The sequence below is a fragment of the Marinovum sp. E3 genome (assembly GCF_055755275.1).
The window spans coordinates 1,656,543-1,671,554 of sequence record NZ_CM146908.1; the positions used below are offsets into that span (position 1 = coordinate 1,656,543).

15 protein-coding genes are annotated in these 15,012 nt (G+C 66.3%); all 15 read left to right on the top strand.

Annotated features, from left to right (window positions below; genetic code table 11):
- Nucleotides 1-171 precede the first annotated feature (171 nt).
- Nucleotides 172-810 (top strand): hypothetical protein, encoded by a 639-nt coding sequence (locus AC0J5K_RS08180; RefSeq protein WP_274562234.1) that lies wholly within the window; start codon nucleotides 172-174, stop codon nucleotides 808-810.
- A 31-nt stretch (nucleotides 811-841) separates the two neighbouring features.
- Nucleotides 842-2,830 (top strand): phage terminase large subunit family protein, encoded by a 1,989-nt coding sequence (locus AC0J5K_RS08185; protein WP_423135780.1) that lies wholly within the window; start codon nucleotides 842-844, stop codon nucleotides 2,828-2,830.
- The gene (gene gpW / locus AC0J5K_RS08190; RefSeq protein WP_274562230.1) at nucleotides 2,820-3,041 is read left to right on the top strand and encodes a gpW family head-tail joining protein; all 222 of its coding nucleotides are present in this window, start codon (nucleotides 2,820-2,822) and stop codon (nucleotides 3,039-3,041) included. Before AC0J5K_RS08185 ends, gpW begins: the two co-directional genes overlap by 11 nt.
- The gene (locus tag AC0J5K_RS08195; protein WP_274562228.1) at nucleotides 3,041-4,642 is read left to right on the top strand and encodes a phage portal protein; all 1,602 of its coding nucleotides are present in this window, start codon (nucleotides 3,041-3,043) and stop codon (nucleotides 4,640-4,642) included. The genes gpW and AC0J5K_RS08195 overlap by 1 nt, the downstream gene beginning before the upstream one ends.
- 4 nt (nucleotides 4,643-4,646) lie before the next feature.
- Entirely contained in the window at nucleotides 4,647-5,996 is a 1,350-nt protein-coding gene (locus AC0J5K_RS08200) for a S49 family peptidase (protein WP_274562227.1), read from the top strand.
- Between the two features lie 55 nt (nucleotides 5,997-6,051).
- A complete protein-coding gene (locus tag AC0J5K_RS08205; protein ID WP_274562226.1) occupies nucleotides 6,052-6,420 on the top strand; it encodes a head decoration protein in 369 nt (122 codons plus the stop codon).
- Between the two features lie 80 nt (nucleotides 6,421-6,500).
- Nucleotides 6,501-7,526: a major capsid protein gene (locus AC0J5K_RS08210; RefSeq protein WP_274562224.1), complete on the top strand. Its 1,026-nt coding sequence runs from the start codon at nucleotides 6,501-6,503 to the stop codon at nucleotides 7,524-7,526.
- 71 nt (nucleotides 7,527-7,597) lie between these two features.
- Entirely contained in the window at nucleotides 7,598-7,927 is a 330-nt protein-coding gene (locus AC0J5K_RS08215; RefSeq protein ID WP_274562223.1) for a hypothetical protein, read from the top strand.
- A 5-nt stretch (nucleotides 7,928-7,932) separates the two neighbouring features.
- Nucleotides 7,933-8,235 (top strand): head-tail joining protein, encoded by a 303-nt coding sequence (locus AC0J5K_RS08220; protein ID WP_274562221.1) that lies wholly within the window; start codon nucleotides 7,933-7,935, stop codon nucleotides 8,233-8,235.
- Entirely contained in the window at nucleotides 8,232-8,903 is a 672-nt protein-coding gene (locus AC0J5K_RS08225) for a DUF6441 family protein (protein ID WP_274562219.1), read from the top strand. Before AC0J5K_RS08220 ends, AC0J5K_RS08225 begins: the two co-directional genes overlap by 4 nt.
- A complete protein-coding gene (locus tag AC0J5K_RS08230; protein ID WP_274562217.1) occupies nucleotides 8,903-9,340 on the top strand; it encodes a hypothetical protein in 438 nt (145 codons plus the stop codon). The genes AC0J5K_RS08225 and AC0J5K_RS08230 overlap by 1 nt, the downstream gene beginning before the upstream one ends.
- Nucleotides 9,341-9,343: 3 nt before the next feature.
- On the top strand, nucleotides 9,344-10,315 hold the full coding sequence (locus AC0J5K_RS08235) for a phage tail tube protein (RefSeq protein WP_274562215.1): 972 nt from the start codon (nucleotides 9,344-9,346) through the stop codon (nucleotides 10,313-10,315).
- Nucleotides 10,315-10,776, top strand: a complete 462-nt coding sequence (locus AC0J5K_RS08240) for a hypothetical protein (protein ID WP_274562213.1) — start codon at nucleotides 10,315-10,317, stop codon at nucleotides 10,774-10,776. The genes AC0J5K_RS08235 and AC0J5K_RS08240 overlap by 1 nt, the downstream gene beginning before the upstream one ends.
- Before the next feature lie 83 nt (nucleotides 10,777-10,859).
- Nucleotides 10,860-11,087 carry a DUF7697 family protein gene (locus AC0J5K_RS08245; protein WP_274562211.1) on the top strand — a complete coding sequence of 76 codons (228 nt, stop codon included), beginning with the start codon at nucleotides 10,860-10,862 and terminating at the stop codon, nucleotides 11,085-11,087.
- Nucleotides 11,084-15,010 carry a phage tail tape measure protein gene (locus tag AC0J5K_RS08250; protein ID WP_274562209.1) on the top strand — a complete coding sequence of 1,309 codons (3,927 nt, stop codon included), beginning with the start codon at nucleotides 11,084-11,086 and terminating at the stop codon, nucleotides 15,008-15,010. Before AC0J5K_RS08245 ends, AC0J5K_RS08250 begins: the two co-directional genes overlap by 4 nt.
- Nucleotides 15,011-15,012: the final 2 nt, after the last annotated feature.

The window sequence follows — 15,012 nt, forward strand, 5'->3', positions numbered from 1 at the left end:
CCTCCTCAGGCTGCGGCGTATACGGGGCGGCTAAGCGTATGTGTTTTAGCTCACTAAACTGAAACCAAAGCCTAAACCGATTGCGGGTTTAGGGGGTTTAAGGGAGGCCGTTTGGGCCAAGGCGACCGGCGCCAATCCCGGGCGCCGCACCAGTGCCATGGAAAGGGACGGATGACAGGGCAGCTGACAGCAACCGAATTGGCCGGTGTCCTGGAACTCTCCAAGGGCCGAATAAGCCAGATGGTGAGCAGCGGCCAGCTCGAGGGCTGCTACAGCGGGGCGGGCCGGCATCGCCGTTTCGATCTGGCAAAGGTGGCCTCGATGCTTGGCCGGCGGCTCGATCCGGGCCAGATGCTCGGCAATGGCGCCAAGACGTCCGAAGCGCTGGCGCGGCTGTCAGGTTCGGAGCCCGCGGGCGGCGAGGGCGGCGATCCCGAGCGTGATCTGCCGCAGGATCCAGCCGGTTCCGAGGCGCCGAGCCGGTATGAACTGGCGAGGACGCTGAAGGCCGAAGAGGATGCGCGCGCGGCCCGAAGACGCAACAGGGAGGCCGAGGACACGCTGGTGCTGGCCAGCGTGGTGGCGAATGAGACCGCGCGGCAGATCGCCCAGGAGATCGCGCAGATCGAAAGCTCGGTGATCCGCACCGGCGCCCGGCGCATCGCTGATGACATGGGGGTCGACTTTCGAGAGGTGCGGGTGATCCTGACCGAGGTCTGGCGGGAGTATCGTACCGGGCGCGCCGCGGTGAAGGCGGAAGAGGCCGAGGCCGCTCAGCTGTCAGCGGAAGAACAGGCCGAGGATTTCTGAGCGGATGGGATTTCTGGTTTCGGCAGAGCAGGTGATCGCGCGGGCGATCGCCCAGGCAATAGCGCCGCCGCCGCCGCCCGACATCACTCGCTGGTGCGAGGAAAACATCGTGTTTGACGCGCGCTCGCCGATGCCGGGCCGGTTCGATGTCTCGCGTTTCGCGTTTTTGCGCGAGATCCACGAGGTGCTGTCGCCCGAGCATGCGGCGCGCGAGGTGACGATCCGGGGCTCGGCGCAATGGGGCAAGACGGTGTCGATCATCCAGCCGACGCTGGCGGAATGGCACGAATACACCCCGCTCGACTCGCTGATTGTGCATCCGACCGGCAGCGCGGCGAGCGAGTGGGTCAACAACAAGTGGATGCCGATGCGCCGCCAGGCGCCGGGGCTGATCCGGGTGTTTGGGGCGGGCAGGGGCGAGAACCGCGACAACACGTTCAACCAGGAGACCCTCGATCGGAACGGCTCGCTGAAGGTGGCTTCGGCGGGCTCGCCGGCCGACCTGACCGGCACCAGCCGGCGGCTGGTCATCATGGATGACCTGTCGAAATTCGAGCCTTCGGAAAAAGGGGACCCGGAAAAGCTGGCCGAGAGCCGGGCGTCGGGGTTCGAGGATGCCAAGATCGCGCGGGTCAGCACCGCGATGATCAAGGGCACCTGCCGGATCACCTCGGCCTATGAGCGTAGCGACCAGCGGCTCTACCACGTGCCCTGTCCCAACTGCGGGCATGAGCAGCCGCTGACCTGGGAAAACTTTCGGGATCAGATCGACCCGGAAAACCTCGCCGCGGCGCATTTCCGTTGCGAGCGCTGCACCAAGCCGATCCGGCACGGCGACAAGGAAAAGATCGTACGGCTTGGCCGCTGGGTGAAGCGCAACCCCGGAGGCAGCCATCCGGGGTTTCACTTGTGGCGGGCCTATGCGCCGCAGCGGGACTGGGCCTCGATCGCGGTCGAATACGCCCAAGTGATGGGCTGGACCCGGCTCGAGGCCGGCAGCAGCGCCAAGAAGCCCGCGGCGCCAACCGCGGTCAGCGCCGGGGTCGAGCAGGTGTTTTGGAATGACGTGCTGGGCTTGCCCTATGAGCAGGCCACCGACGCGCCCGATTGGGAGAAACTGCGCGATCGCACGGAAAACGCCGAGCCGGGCGAGGTGCTCGAGCGCGGGGTGCTGCCGGCGACCGGGTTCATTTTCGCGGCCGGGGTGGATTGCCAGGATGATCGCCTCGAGGTGCAGCTGGTGGCCTTCGGCAGGAACCGGCGGCGCTGGGTGATCGATTACCGGGTTATCCCGCATCATATCGGCGATGAAGATGGGCGCGCGGCGCTGAACGCGCTGCTCAAACAGCGTTGGAAGACCGAGCTTGGGTTGCCGATCGCGATCGATATGCTGGCGATCGACGGCGGCGCCTATACCGATGACGTTTGGAGCTGGGCCCGGGTGCATCCGTGGTCGCGGGTGATCATTGTCAAGGGCGCCTCGAAGCAGAATGGCCCGCTGATGTCGCTTCAGAAGTTCGAGCGGCGGAAGGATGGCAAGGCGAAGCGCGCGCAGAAACGCGCGTTCAACCTCAACGTCTCCTCGCTCAAGGCGGGCCTCTATGCGCACCTCGGCAAGGAGGACCCGGCCGAGCGCGGGCATACACGGTTCGCCCGCGCGCTCGGTGATGAGTATTACCGCATGCTTGCCTCGGAGACCCGGGTTGTGCGCCGCAATGCCCAAGGGGTGATGACCTCACGCTGGGACCTGGTCGAGCCGACCCGGCGCAATGAGGCGCTCGATACGATGAACTATGCCGAGGCCGCCGCGATGCGGCGCGGATGGCATTCGATGACCGATGATCAATGGGACGCGTTGGGCGTGGAGCGCGCCGCGCCGCCTCCCGACCAGCAGGGTGATCTGTTCGACGCCGACTTGCCGCTGGCGCGCGCTTCGAAGCGCGGTGTGACGGCGAAGACGAAACCAGAAACCGACGCTGCCAAGCGTCTCCTGAACGTGTTGAGGCCCGATGGCGATTGACAAAGCGACCCTTGAGGCGCGTCTGACCGAGGCGCAGACGGCGCTGCACGCGTTGATGGTGGGCCAGAGCGCGACCGTTGTCGGCTATGACGGTCACCGGACCGAGTTCGCGCCGGTCGATGAGGTCAAGCTGCGGCGCTATATTCAGCAGCTGAAGCGCGATCTCGGCCAGGTCGGACCGGGTGGCATGTCGCGGCGGGTGCGCTTCTGATGGTGCGCGACCTCACCAGAATTCCCAAGATCCCGCGCAAGTCGGGCGCGGCGGCGCGCGATGCGGGGTTCTCCGGCACCACGCCTTACACCGCCGCCGATCCGTCAATCGACACCATGTCGGGCTTCATGCCGTCCAACCGGGCGGTGGACGCCGAGATCCTGCCGAACCGAGATCGCGCCACGGCGCGGGCGCGTGACCTGGTGCGCAACAACGGCTGGGCGGCCGGCGCGGTCTCGAAGGAAGTTGACAGCGTCATCGGGGCCAATTTCCGCCCGCTGCTCAAGCCCGACTGGCGCGCATTGGGGCTGAGCGCGGAATGGGCGCGGGAGTTCAAGGAAGAGGTCGAGGGCCTTTGGCGCAGCTACGCGCAGGATCCCCGTTGTTTGGCAGACACCACCCGGGCGCAGACTGTGCCGCAGATGTTCGGCACCGCCTACCGGACCTACATGATCGAGGGCGAGGCGATCGCTCTGGTCAACTGGCGCCGGCACCGACCGACGAAAACCACGATGCGTCTGGTCGATCCGGACCTGATGAGCAATCCGCAAAACCTACCTGACCAGGCACGGCTGCGCGGCGGGATCGAGATCAGCCGTGACGGGATCGCGCGGGCCTATCACTTTCGCCAGGGGCACCCGGAAACGATCTGGTTTGACGGCGCCGAGCAGTGGAATTGGAAGCGCATTGCGCGGGAAACGACCCATGGCCGGCCACAGGTGCTGCATTTCTTTGACAAGACCCGCGACGGGCAGACCCGTGGGATTTCGCGCCTGGCGCCGATCGTCGAGCGGCTGCGGATGGAAGACCATTACAGCAGGGTCGAGCTGCAGGCGGCGGTGATCAATGCGGTGCTGGCGGCCTTCATCAAATCGCCGATGGGGCCCGAGGTCATTGATGAGCTGTTCTCCGAGAACGGCGGCGAGGGCTTTCTCAAGTACCAGGAGGCGCGGCAGGGCTTCTATGGCAATTCCGGCGGGGTCAAGGTTGGCGGCGCGCGGGTGCAGGCGCTCTACCCGAATGACGAGATCGGGATGGTGTCTACGGCGCGGCCGGCCGCGCAATACGCCGATTTCGAGAGCGCGGTGCTGCGCAATATCGCGAGCGGCCTCGGGATCAGCTATGAGCAGCTCGCCTCGGATTGGTCGAAGACCAATTACTCGAGCGCGCGCGCCGCGATGATCGAGATTTGGCGCGGGTGGAGCGCGCGGCGCACCGCTTTTGCCCAAGGCTTTTGTCAGCCGTTCTTCATGGCCTGGCTCGAGGAGAAAGTGCTCGACGGGCATATCGTGCTGCCTGCGGGCGCGCCGGATTTCCATGCCTTCTGGCCAGCTTATACGCGGGCCAAATGGATCGGGCCGGGCAAAGGCTTTGTCGATCCGGTGAAGGAAGCTCAGGCGGCGGCGATGCGCGTCGCGCTCGGACTCTCGACCCTCGAGGAGGAGGCGGCGGAGCTCACCGGCACCGATTACGCCGACAACATGGAGCAGATCAAAGGCGAGATCGCGTCCATGCCTGAGGGCACGCTGCATCCGATGCAGGAGAGTTTCGCCAAGCTGCTCGGCCACAATGGTGGGTCGCAGATGACACCCGAGGACTGACATCATGGATTATCCGCAGATTGCTCAGCGTGTGTTTCACACGCCGCTTTTGGCTGCGCCGGCCAAAGCCGCAGCCTTCGTCGCCGGGCTGGGCCCACGCCTGCTCGGCGCGCCGGTTACGATCGAGGGCGCCGAACCCACGCCGGCGGCGCGGATGCGCCCGGCGGCCTCGGTTCTCGATGACCGTCTCGAGGATGATATTCGCGCCGGTCGGCGCTCGCCGTTTCGCAGCATAGACGGAGTGGCCGTGATCCCGATCACCGGCTCGCTGATCCACCGAGGCAGCTTTCTGGGCGAGTCGTCCGGCGAACAGACCTATGAGGGGATTTCGGCGCAGCTCACCGCGGCGGCCGAGAGCCCGATGGTTCGCGGTGTGGCTCTCGAGATCGACAGTTTCGGCGGTGAGGTGGCAGGCTGTTTCGAGCTGGCGGATGAGATCCGCGCGCTCACCGCCTCGAAGCCGGTCTGGGCCTTCATCTCGGCGCATGCGTTTTCCGCAGCCTATGCGATTGCCTCGCAGGCTGATCGGATCATCATCCCGCGATCGGGCGGCGCCGGCTCGATCGGCGTCATCTGCATGCATGCGGATTACAGCGAGAGGGTCGAGGCCAACGGCGTTCGGGTCACCGTGATCTCGGCTGGTGCGCACAAAGCCGACGGCAACCCGTACCAACCGCTGCCCGAGGCGGTGCGCGATGACCTGCAGCGCGAATGTGAGGACCTGCGCGAGCTCTTCGCGGCGACTGTGGCCGAGGGGCGCGGCGATCGCCTCAGCCGCGAGGCCGCACTTGCCACCGAGGCCCGGACGTTCATCGGCGCGCAGGCAGTCGAGGCCGGGCTGGCCGATGAAATCGACAACCCGCGCGCGGCGTTCGAGCGTTTCGTCGCGCAGATCAACGGGCGGCCGGTACCGGCGCCCAGCACAGCCAGCAAGCAAGGAGCTGACACCATGACCAAAACCGCCGCGATCACCCCGCCGCCGGCGCCGCCATCCGCCGGCGCGCCGGATCAACCTGAAACGCCCGAGGCAGCCGCGCCGCAACCGACGCCGGAAGAGCCCGCCGCGGCGGCACCCGGTACCCCGAGCGCCTCCGATGAACGCGCCCGGATTTCCGCGATCCTCGGTCACCCCGAAGCGCAGGGGCGGGAGGACCTGGCCAAAAGCTTTGCCTTCAACAGCGACATGAGCGCGGAGGATGCGGCCAAGCATCTGGCGGCAGCGCCCAAGCAGGCCGCCGCGCAGTCGCTGAGCTCGGTGATGGAGGGCGAGGCAACCGAGCTTGATGCGCCGCCTTCGGCTGGTGCCGAGACCCTGCGCATGGCCGACCTGGCCAAGGCCCGGCACGCAAACTGAGCCTCGGCCTTCGGGCCGGCATCCCTGACCGTCCAGCAGCTAAGGAGTGATGGACATGACCAAACTGACCGAGGGCAAGACGCCCGGTGATTTCCTGCTGTTCGAAGAGCAGGACAACTACAGCCGCGAGGAGGTAACCATTGCCGCCGGTGCGGACCTCGCGCCCGGCACCGTGCTGGGCAAAGTGACCGCCTCCGCGAAATACGTCGCGAGCAATGAAGCGGGCGTGGATGGCTCGGAGACAGTGGCGGGCGTGCTGCTGACGCCGGCGGCCGCCGGCGCTGAGGACGTGACAGCGATCATCCTCAACCGTCACGCACGGGTGCGCCGCTTCGGCCTGACCTTCGACGCGTCCTATGACACCGAGGCCAAGCGCGACGCGGCCTGCGCCGAGCTGGAAGCGCTTGGCATCAAGGTGAGCTGACCTGGTTCGCCGGGCGCGCCTGGCGAGCTTCTTTCCGGCGCCCGAGCGGCGCCTCTGACACCAGAAGAGGAGCCTGTTTCATGGCCCATATGGATATTTTCAAGACTGACGCTTTCCGGGCCATGGAGCTTGGCGAGGCGATCCGCGTCATTCCCAATCAATGGGGGCTGATCGGCGAACTGGGGCTGTTCGGTCCGAAGCCGATCCGCGGCACCAAGTTCTCGATCGAGAAGAAAAACGGCGTGCTGCAGCTGGTGCCGTCCTCGACCCGGGGCACCTCGCTGCCGGGTCAGGCGCGCGGCAAGCGTGACCTGCTCGACTTCCGCACCGAGCGCTTTGGCCTCAAGTCGCGGATCACCGCCGACGATATCGACGGCATCCGCGCCTTTGGTTCGGAAACCGAGCTGAAACAGGTGATGGGCGAGGTGGTCGACCGGCAGGAAGAGCTGCGCGGCTCGATCGACATCACCCGCGAATACCTGCGCGCCGGCGCGCTGCAGGGGCAGGTAATCGATGCCGATGGCTCGGTGCTGGTCGATCTGCATGATGCCTTTGGCATCACCCGCAAATCGGTCGATTTCGGCAACGCGATCCCGGACCTCTCCGTCAGCGCCCGTGCGGTCACCCGCCACATTCGCACCAATCTGCTCGGCGACGTGATGACCGGCGTGATGGGGCTCACGCATCCCGACTTCACCGACGCCCTCATGGGGCATGCCGACTTCAAGGACCGTTACAAGTATTATCAGAACCAGAATGGCGGCGATCCGCTGCGCGACGATACCTCGGCCGGGTTCGACTTCCAGGGCATCCGTTGGAAGGAATACCAGGGTGAGGGCCCGGTGCCGCAGGAAGACGGCAGCACGGTGACGCGCAGTTTCGTGCCCGCAGGCGAAGCGATGTTCTTCCCGATTGGCACTCGCCAGACCTTCCGTCAGTTCAACGGCTCGGCCGATTATCTTGGCATGACGAACCTGCCCGGCGAGGAGTTCTATTCGGCGCTCTTCCCCGATCGCCAGGAGGACCGCTTCGCCGATGTCGAGGCGATGATGCAGACCATGCCGATGTGCCTGCGCCCCGGCGTGCTGGTGCGTGGCTATACCTAAAACTGAGGCTGGAAACCCAACCGGCGCGGCGCCTTGTGCGCCGGGCCCTTGTGAAAGAGGAGGCGTTCGACATGCCGAAACGCAAAACTACCGAGGCGCCCGTGACGGTCAAGATGACCGCGGCGCATACCTACCGGACCGGGCCTTCGACCCGGCGCACCCTGCCGGCCGGCTGGATCGGCGCGGTGCCGGCTGAGGTGGCTGCCGAGATCGAAAAGGTGGGCAATGGCGGGGCGGTCAAGCCCAAGCCGGCCGACAAGGCAAGGCCGGCGAAATCCACCGCTGCGAAGGCGGCCGCGACGCCGAAGGCTGGTGAGACAGCCGCGACCGCCGACGGCGCCGGTACCGAGGCCGGCAGCGAGAGCCCCGAGGCCGCCGACGGCGACGCGGCGGGCAGCTGATCACGATGGATCCGTTTCTGCGGGCGGTCGAGGTTGCATTTGAGGCGCACGGGATCGAGGCCATTCTCGATCCGGACGGTGCTGCGCAGCCCGTGCGCCTGCTGCCGGCACAGGATGACGCGATCGCGGATTATGGCTCGCTGCAAATCCAGGACGCGGGTGGCCTGTTCGAGATCCTCGCCAGCGATTTCGAGGGCCAGGGCAAAGGCGCGACGCTTGCGATCGGCGCTGATCGCAGGCGTGTGCAGCACATTCAGGTACGCGATCCGCGCCGCCACAAGGTGCAGCTGAATACGGTGCTGTTATGAGGGCGCGGCTTGGCGCAGCGCTGGAGGGCAACTTATCCGATTTCCTGAGCGAGGAGCTGGACGTTGCTGAGCGGGCGGTTACGAGTGGTGTAAAGCGCCGTGCCACGCGTCTGAAAGAGGCGCTGCGCGCCGATGTGATTGCCGGCGGCCTGGGCCGGCGGTTGTCGCGAAGCTGGCAGCAGAAGAATTACCCCGGGCACGGCAGCTCGCTCGGCGCGGCTTCAATGGTTTTCACAAAGGCCGAGACGCTGATCGAGGCCTTCGATGCGGGGGCGACGGTCAAATCGTCAGACGGTTTTTTCCTCGCGATCCCAACACCCTCGGCGCCAAAGCTCGGCAATGACCGGAAGCGGATCAATCCGTCGAATTTTCCCGAGCATCGTTTCGGCCCGCTGCGCTTTGTCTACCGCCGCCACGGCGCCTCGCTCCTCGTGGTCGACAACCAGCGGGCGCGGAAAGGCAAGTCGGGGGGCTATGCCCTGTCGCGCAGCAAGAAAGCGCTGCGCACTGGCGAGGGGCTGCATACCGTGCCGATGTTCTGGCTGGTGCCGCAGGCGCGACTGCGCCGGAGGCTCAACGTCAAGGCGGTAACCCAAATGGTGGCGCCTGGTCTTGCCAGCGATATCGACGCGGCGTTCCAGACTACCAAGCGCCGGAAGTTGCGGTGATGCCCAGCAAACATGAGACGGCGATCCTTGCCCTGCAGGCCGCGCTCGCGCCGCATGCGGCGACGATCTTGCGCGAGTATGAACTGCCCGAGTTTTGCCCGCCGGCCGGTCTGATCAATATCGTGCCCGGCAATCCTGAAGAGGTTGGCACCAGGCTCGGAACCGGGGTGCGGGAATGGCAGCGGCCGGTGGAGCTGGAGTGTGTCGTGCAGGAAGCGGATGCCGCCGCTCGCGACAGCGCGATCGACGCGGCTCTGGTCTCGGCGGCGACTTTTCTGATGGCCGATCGCACCCTCGGCGGCGCGATAGATTACCTGGTGCCCGGGGCGCCGGAAGAAAGCGAGGCCGTCCCCATGCCGGGGGCGGAGAGCCTCAAGGGGGCGGTGCTGTCCGTCACCTTGTTTTACGAAACCACCGAAAATCCGATGGAGTACTGACCTATGCCCAATGCACGCGGAGATCAGGCAAAACTGCTGGTGCGGCGCCAGGCGGCTTTTGGCGCGGCCGAGGCCGCGCTCGATGGCGCGTTCTACAAGCTGCCCTTCTACAGCTACAACGTGTCGCCCTCGGGTGAGCTGGCCAATGACGAGGCGATCTATGGCGATGACTTCCCGGGCGAAGTGGTGGCGGGCCTGCGCAACCTCGCTGGCACCTTCGAGGTGCCGATGGGTTTCGACAGCATCGGGTGGCATCTCGCGCAGCTGCTGGGCCTTCCGACCACCACCGGCCTCGGCCCATACGTTCACAGCTTCACTGCCGCGGCGCTGCCCTCGATCCTGCTGGCCTCGCACGGGATCAGCCATGCCGGAGTGGGCCAGCACTTCACGCAGGACTCGCTGGCAACGACGGGCATGGAAATCAACGCGCAGAAGAACGGTACCCGCCAGCGGGTGACCTTCAATGCGGCGGGGCGCGAAGAGGTCAAGGCCGGGGCTACCCTCGATTCGACGCCGGTCGAATACGCCGTCGACCCGGTGCCGGTCGGGTTCCAGGGCGCGTTGAGCCTCGACGGCAGCGAGGTGGCGGGAGTGACCTCGGTTGGCCTGACCCTCAACACCGGGCGCGAGCCCGATCAGGAGAGCCTGAATGGTGCAGCGACCGCTTCCGAGATTTCCGATGGGGTCTGGGGTCTCAATGGCACGATCGGCGCACGGTTCCGCGATGCGCAGCTCTATGACCTGGCTGACGTCGGCACCGCCTTTGCGCTCACGCTTGCCTGGCAGATCAGCGCCAATTACAGCCTGTCGATCGCGGTGCCCTCGCTCCAGCTTGAGCGCAGCGGCGTGCCGATCAACGGTCGCGGGCTGATCTCGCAGGACTTCAACTGGCGCACCAATCGCCCGGCCGCAGGGGCGGAGCTGATCGAGATCACGCTCACCAATGCGACCGCCGCCTACGCCAACGCCAGCTGATGGCGCTGCGTCTCAAACGCGGCCTGACCGAGGGTCGCACGCTTGAACTCGGCTATGGAGTCAAGGTCACGCATCGGCCCTTCACCTATGCCGATCTGCGCGAGGCGGAAGCCACCGCCCTGCGCCTCGCGCGGGAGACGCTGCCGGCGGCCCGGGCCTTCGAGGCGGCGGCAACCGATGATGAAGACCTGCCGCCAGAGCATGAGGAGGCGTTGCGCGGCCAGGCCGCCAGGCACCTGGTCAAACTGCTGGTGCTGCGCTTTGGCACCGCCTGGGGCGGAGTGGAAACCGACACCGGCGATTCTGCGCCGCTTACGGCCGAAAGCCTCGACCTGTTTCTCGATCTTTTCCCCGGCGTGGCCTCGGCGCTGCATGCGCAGCTCCTCGCGCCCTGGTTCGAATTGGAACAGGAGGGAAACGGCTTCGCGCCCTCGCACTCTACCGCTACAGCGGCGGGCTGAGCCATTGCCGGGACTGCCGGGCGATGCCCGGCTATTCCTGCGCAAGGTTCGGCGGCGAGGGCGCGTGCCCGGAAGACCTTCACATGCCGCGATCGGTTGAGGGGCGCGCCGTTGCCGCTCTGGGCCACCAGATCCTGCACCAGCGCCGGATCGGCGCCCGTGGCTATGTCGGGCTCGACTTCTCGGCTTGCCTTGCCCTCCTCGAGGGTCAGGGCATCCCCACTGAAATTGCAGCGCTTTTGTTGCCGTATTGGGAGGCCGGCCTGATCGAGGCTGGCGTCAGGATGCAGGACCAGGACGGAACCGAATGAGTTCAACAGCAAGAAATTACACTATCCGGCTGTCCGCGTCGGGGCAGCGACAGCTCGAGGCTGATCTGAAAGCGCTCGGCGCTTCAGGCGAGCGCAGCCTGCGGCGTATCCAGGCGGCCGCCCGGCCGGCCTCGACCGGCATGCGCGCAACCGACCGCGCGGCACGCGAGTTGCGCGGTTCGATCGGTGCGATCTCCGCTGAGCTGCCAGCGCTGCAGCGGGTGGCGCGTTTCATGGGTACTGCCGCGCTCGCCGGCGGCGTGGTGGCCTTCGGGCGCAGTGCCCTGAGTGCCGGGCGCGAGTTTCAGGCGATGATGCAGCGGGTCGAGGCGGCCACCAAGGCGAGCCCGGGGCAGATCGCCCAGCTCTCGGCCGCGGCCAAGGAGCTGGGGGCCACCACTGCCTTTACCGCCACGCAATCGGCAGAGGCGATCGAGGTTCTGGCCAAGAATGGTCTCGACGTGACCTCGATCCTCGACGGGGCGCTGGTCTCCTCGGTGTCGCTGGCCGGAGCGCTCGGCGCGGAAGTGGCGCCGGCGGCCGACCTGGTGACCGATCTGATGCAGCAGTTTGGGCTCGAAGCCAGCAAGCTGCCGGAAATCGTCGACCGGGTGACCGGCGCCGCCTTCACCTCAAAATTCGGCTTCGATGATTTGCGGCTGGCGATCGCCCAGGCCGGTGGCGTGGCCGGCGCCACCGGCGTGGAGATTGACGAATTTTTGACGGTGCTTTCCGCGACCGCCTCGAGCTTTGCCAGTGGCTCGGATGCCGGCACCAGCTTCAAGACCTTTCTGCAGCGTCTCACGCCGGAGTCGGCAAAGGCTGCAGGGGTGATGAAGGATCTCGGGCTCGAGTTCTTCGATGCTCAGGGCAATATGCGCGCGACGGCAGAGATCGCCCAGGAACTACAGGACGGTCTGGCCGGCCTTTCGGATGAGGCGCGCAACGATGCGCTCAAGACCGTCTTTGGCACCGATGCAATCCGCACCGCCGCGGCGCTGGCAAAGCAAGGCGCGGCGGGTATCCGCGAGCTGTCGGGTGCGATCGGCGAGATCTCGGCCCAAGAACAGGCCGAGGTGCGGCTGCGCGGGCTCGATGGCGCGCTGAAGGAGCTGGCAGCAGCCTGGGAGGCGTTGAACCTCGAGGCCGCTGAAAATGGCGGGCTCGACCTCGCCGAGAGCGCCGTGCGTCGCGTGACCGAGGCGCTGCGCTATCTGACCGAGAATTTCGCCGAGGTGGAAGAGGTGGTCGAGCGGGTGGCCAACGCGCTGACCGTGTACCTGGTCGGGCGCGGCATGACTCTGGTGGTCGCGAAAGCCGTCGCGACCCGGGCGGCCTTGATAGAGATTGCCGGTGCCGCGACCGGGGTTGGCACCGCTGCCAGCCGTGCTGCCGGCCCTCTGGCGCGCATGGGTCTGGCCGCCCGGGCACTCACGGGCGTGCTCGGCGGGCCGCTGTCGCTGGCGATCACCGCAGGCTCGCTGATCGCCTTCGGGATTGACACCGATACCGCCGCCGACGCGGTCGACCGTGCCGAGGCTGCCGCCACGCGCGCAGCGACCGCGCTCGACGCCTATCAGCAGGCCAGCAAACGCGCCGCCGAAGAACAGAAAACCTTGGGGGGCGAGGTTTCCGAGGCGACGGAAAAGATGCTGACCCAATCGCGCGCAGCATTGGAGCAAGCGCGCGCCGATCTCGAGCGGAGCTATGCCGAGGCGCGGGGCGCTATGAGCGGCAGCTTCTGGGACGGTGACGGCATTGACGATTTCGTGGCCTCTCTCGAGCGCTACCGGCCCAAAGACGGGGTTGCGGGATATCTGCAACCCTTGGCCAGGGATCTGCAAAACGATCTGCTGGCCGGACTGGCCGAGGCGGGCGAGGCCTTAGAAGCGGGCACCATTTCGGCCGGCGAGTTTTTCGAGCAGTTCGATCGGCTGCGCGGGGTGGGTGCCAATCTCGAGCCGGTGCGGGATCGATTGATGGAGATCCGCGACAGCGGCGCGGCGCTGGTCGGCAATGGCACAGTCGCGGAGCTCGCGGCTATGGCGCGCGAAACCGGGCTCTTTGGCGAAGAGCTGGTCGCGCTGGAAGAAGCCTCGAGCGAGATCGAGCTGGCCGCCGCGATCGATGATCTGCTGCGCGCGCTGAGCGACGCGATCGACGCCGGCCGGCTGCTGCGTGAGGACGGGCTTTCGGGTTTCCGCGAGAATATTTCCGAGCTGGCGGAAGTTGAAGAGCAGCTTCAGCTGATCCGCGATCAGCTGGAAGCAAATCAGGAGCTGGCGACCGAGCTTTCCGCCGAACGCCCGTTTGATGAGATTGGCGACAGTGCCCGCAAGGCGGCGGATGAGGTTGGTCGGCTGACCGAGATCTACGGCGAATATGCGCGCAGCCGGATGCACAGTGATCGGGTCACGTTTGCGGCGGGCGCCTCGGATGCGGCCAAGAAAGGCTTGCGCGATCTGATCGGCTTTGCCGAGGGGACCGACAAGGGCCGGGGGTACAACGAGACCCTCGACTATGGCGACTGGACCGGCGGCGATGTGAACCTGGTCGGCATGACGCTGAATGAGGTGCTCGCGCTTCAGGCCCGGATGCTGTCGTACCCGGCAAATCGGGCGAAGCATGGCAATGGTAAGGGGTCTTCCGCTGTCGGCCGCTATCAGATCGTGTCGAAGACCCTGCGCGGCCTGATCGAGGAAATGGGGCTGAGCGGTAACGAGCTGTTCAGCCCTGAGCTGCAGGATCAGATGGCTGATCGGCTGATCGACCGCCGTGGGCGCGACGTGTCCGGTCTGCGTCTTGAATGGCAGGGCCTGAACAGGGTCCCGGGTGACAAAATCCTGTCTGCTTTCGACAACGGGGTCGGTGACCGGGCGCAGGCGGATGTGGCCGCCATGGAAGCGCGCAGCGCAGCGATGGCGCAGGTGGTGGCTGCCGGCACCGAAATGCTGGATCAATTGCGGCTCGAGGCAGAGCTTGCTGGGCGCACTGTCGAAGCGCAGGCGCGGCTGACGTTTCAACATGAGGCGCTCAAGCGGGCCAAGGAGGCCGGGATCGATCCGCAAAAGGCGCTCGCGGAAGATGGCCGGCTGCTGATCGACGTGATCAACGAACAGGCAACGGCCTATGGCCGGCTGATGGCGGCGCGCGAGCAGGAAGAGGCGGCGGCGGAGGGCATCAAGCGCTCAACCGAACAGATGGCCGCGGATGTCGAGGCCTGGAAAGGTCAGATCTCAAGCGCCTTCGACAACCTCAAGCCCGGTGGCGCCGGCGTCGTGGCCTTCTGGGAGGATATCACCTCGATGATCCTCGGCAAGCTCTGGTCGCTCGCCTTCGACCCGGTCTGGGAGTACCTGGCGCAGCTGATGAGCGCGGCATTTTCCGGCTTTGGCGGCGGGTCTTTCGGAAAGTCGGTCGGCAGCAGCTTTTCCACCGCCACCTCAACTGCATTGGGCCTCTTTCGTGACGGCGGGATGGTGTTGCCGAAACGTGCAAAGGGCGGCGGATTTCAGGATGTGCCGCGCGCGCGCGGCAAGCTCGAAGGGCTCGGCGGCAAGCGGCAGGATAACCTTCTGTTCTGGGGGTCGCGTGGCGAGTTCATGCAGCCTGCGGCGGCCGTCGATCACTACGGGGTCGAGTTCATGGAGGCGATCCGCACGCTGCGCCTGCCCAAACGCGCCGATGGCGGTTTGCTTCCCATGCTGCACTCCCCGGGCGAGGTTCGAGGCCAATCGCAGGGCGTGGGCCGGTCCGGTCGTGAAGATCAGGCCGTTCCTGTCTTCGCGATTGGCGACGGCGTGCAGGTCTCCTGGCTGAAGAAATCACAGCTGAATGCAGCCCAGCTGGTTGGCATGTCGGCCCGGGCGCAGAGCGAAGGTCTGGGCGGGCGTCTGGCCGACCTGCAGCTGCGCGGGGTGTAGTG

What these genes read in the sequence shown, in the direction of transcription:
- AC0J5K_RS08180 (WP_274562234.1), top strand. Translation starts at nt 172, where the DNA reads ATGACAGGGCAGCTGACAGCAACCGAATTGGCCGGTGTCCTGGAACTC.
- gpW (WP_274562230.1), top strand. Translation starts at nt 2,820, where the DNA reads ATGGCGATTGACAAAGCGACCCTTGAGGCGCGTCTGACCGAGGCGCAG.
- AC0J5K_RS08195 (WP_274562228.1), top strand. Translation starts at nt 3,041, where the DNA reads ATGGTGCGCGACCTCACCAGAATTCCCAAGATCCCGCGCAAGTCGGGC.
- AC0J5K_RS08200 (WP_274562227.1), top strand. Translation starts at nt 4,647, where the DNA reads ATGGATTATCCGCAGATTGCTCAGCGTGTGTTTCACACGCCGCTTTTG.
- AC0J5K_RS08205 (WP_274562226.1), top strand. Translation starts at nt 6,052, where the DNA reads ATGACCAAACTGACCGAGGGCAAGACGCCCGGTGATTTCCTGCTGTTC.
- AC0J5K_RS08210 (WP_274562224.1), top strand. Translation starts at nt 6,501, where the DNA reads ATGGCCCATATGGATATTTTCAAGACTGACGCTTTCCGGGCCATGGAG.
- AC0J5K_RS08215 (WP_274562223.1), top strand. Translation starts at nt 7,598, where the DNA reads ATGCCGAAACGCAAAACTACCGAGGCGCCCGTGACGGTCAAGATGACC.
- AC0J5K_RS08220 (WP_274562221.1), top strand. Translation starts at nt 7,933, where the DNA reads ATGGATCCGTTTCTGCGGGCGGTCGAGGTTGCATTTGAGGCGCACGGG.
- AC0J5K_RS08225 (WP_274562219.1), top strand. Translation starts at nt 8,232, where the DNA reads ATGAGGGCGCGGCTTGGCGCAGCGCTGGAGGGCAACTTATCCGATTTC.
- AC0J5K_RS08230 (WP_274562217.1), top strand. Translation starts at nt 8,903, where the DNA reads ATGCCCAGCAAACATGAGACGGCGATCCTTGCCCTGCAGGCCGCGCTC.
- AC0J5K_RS08235 (WP_274562215.1), top strand. Translation starts at nt 9,344, where the DNA reads ATGCCCAATGCACGCGGAGATCAGGCAAAACTGCTGGTGCGGCGCCAG.
- AC0J5K_RS08240 (WP_274562213.1), top strand. Translation starts at nt 10,315, where the DNA reads ATGGCGCTGCGTCTCAAACGCGGCCTGACCGAGGGTCGCACGCTTGAA.
- AC0J5K_RS08245 (WP_274562211.1), top strand. Translation starts at nt 10,860, where the DNA reads ATGCCGCGATCGGTTGAGGGGCGCGCCGTTGCCGCTCTGGGCCACCAG.
- AC0J5K_RS08250 (WP_274562209.1), top strand. Translation starts at nt 11,084, where the DNA reads ATGAGTTCAACAGCAAGAAATTACACTATCCGGCTGTCCGCGTCGGGG.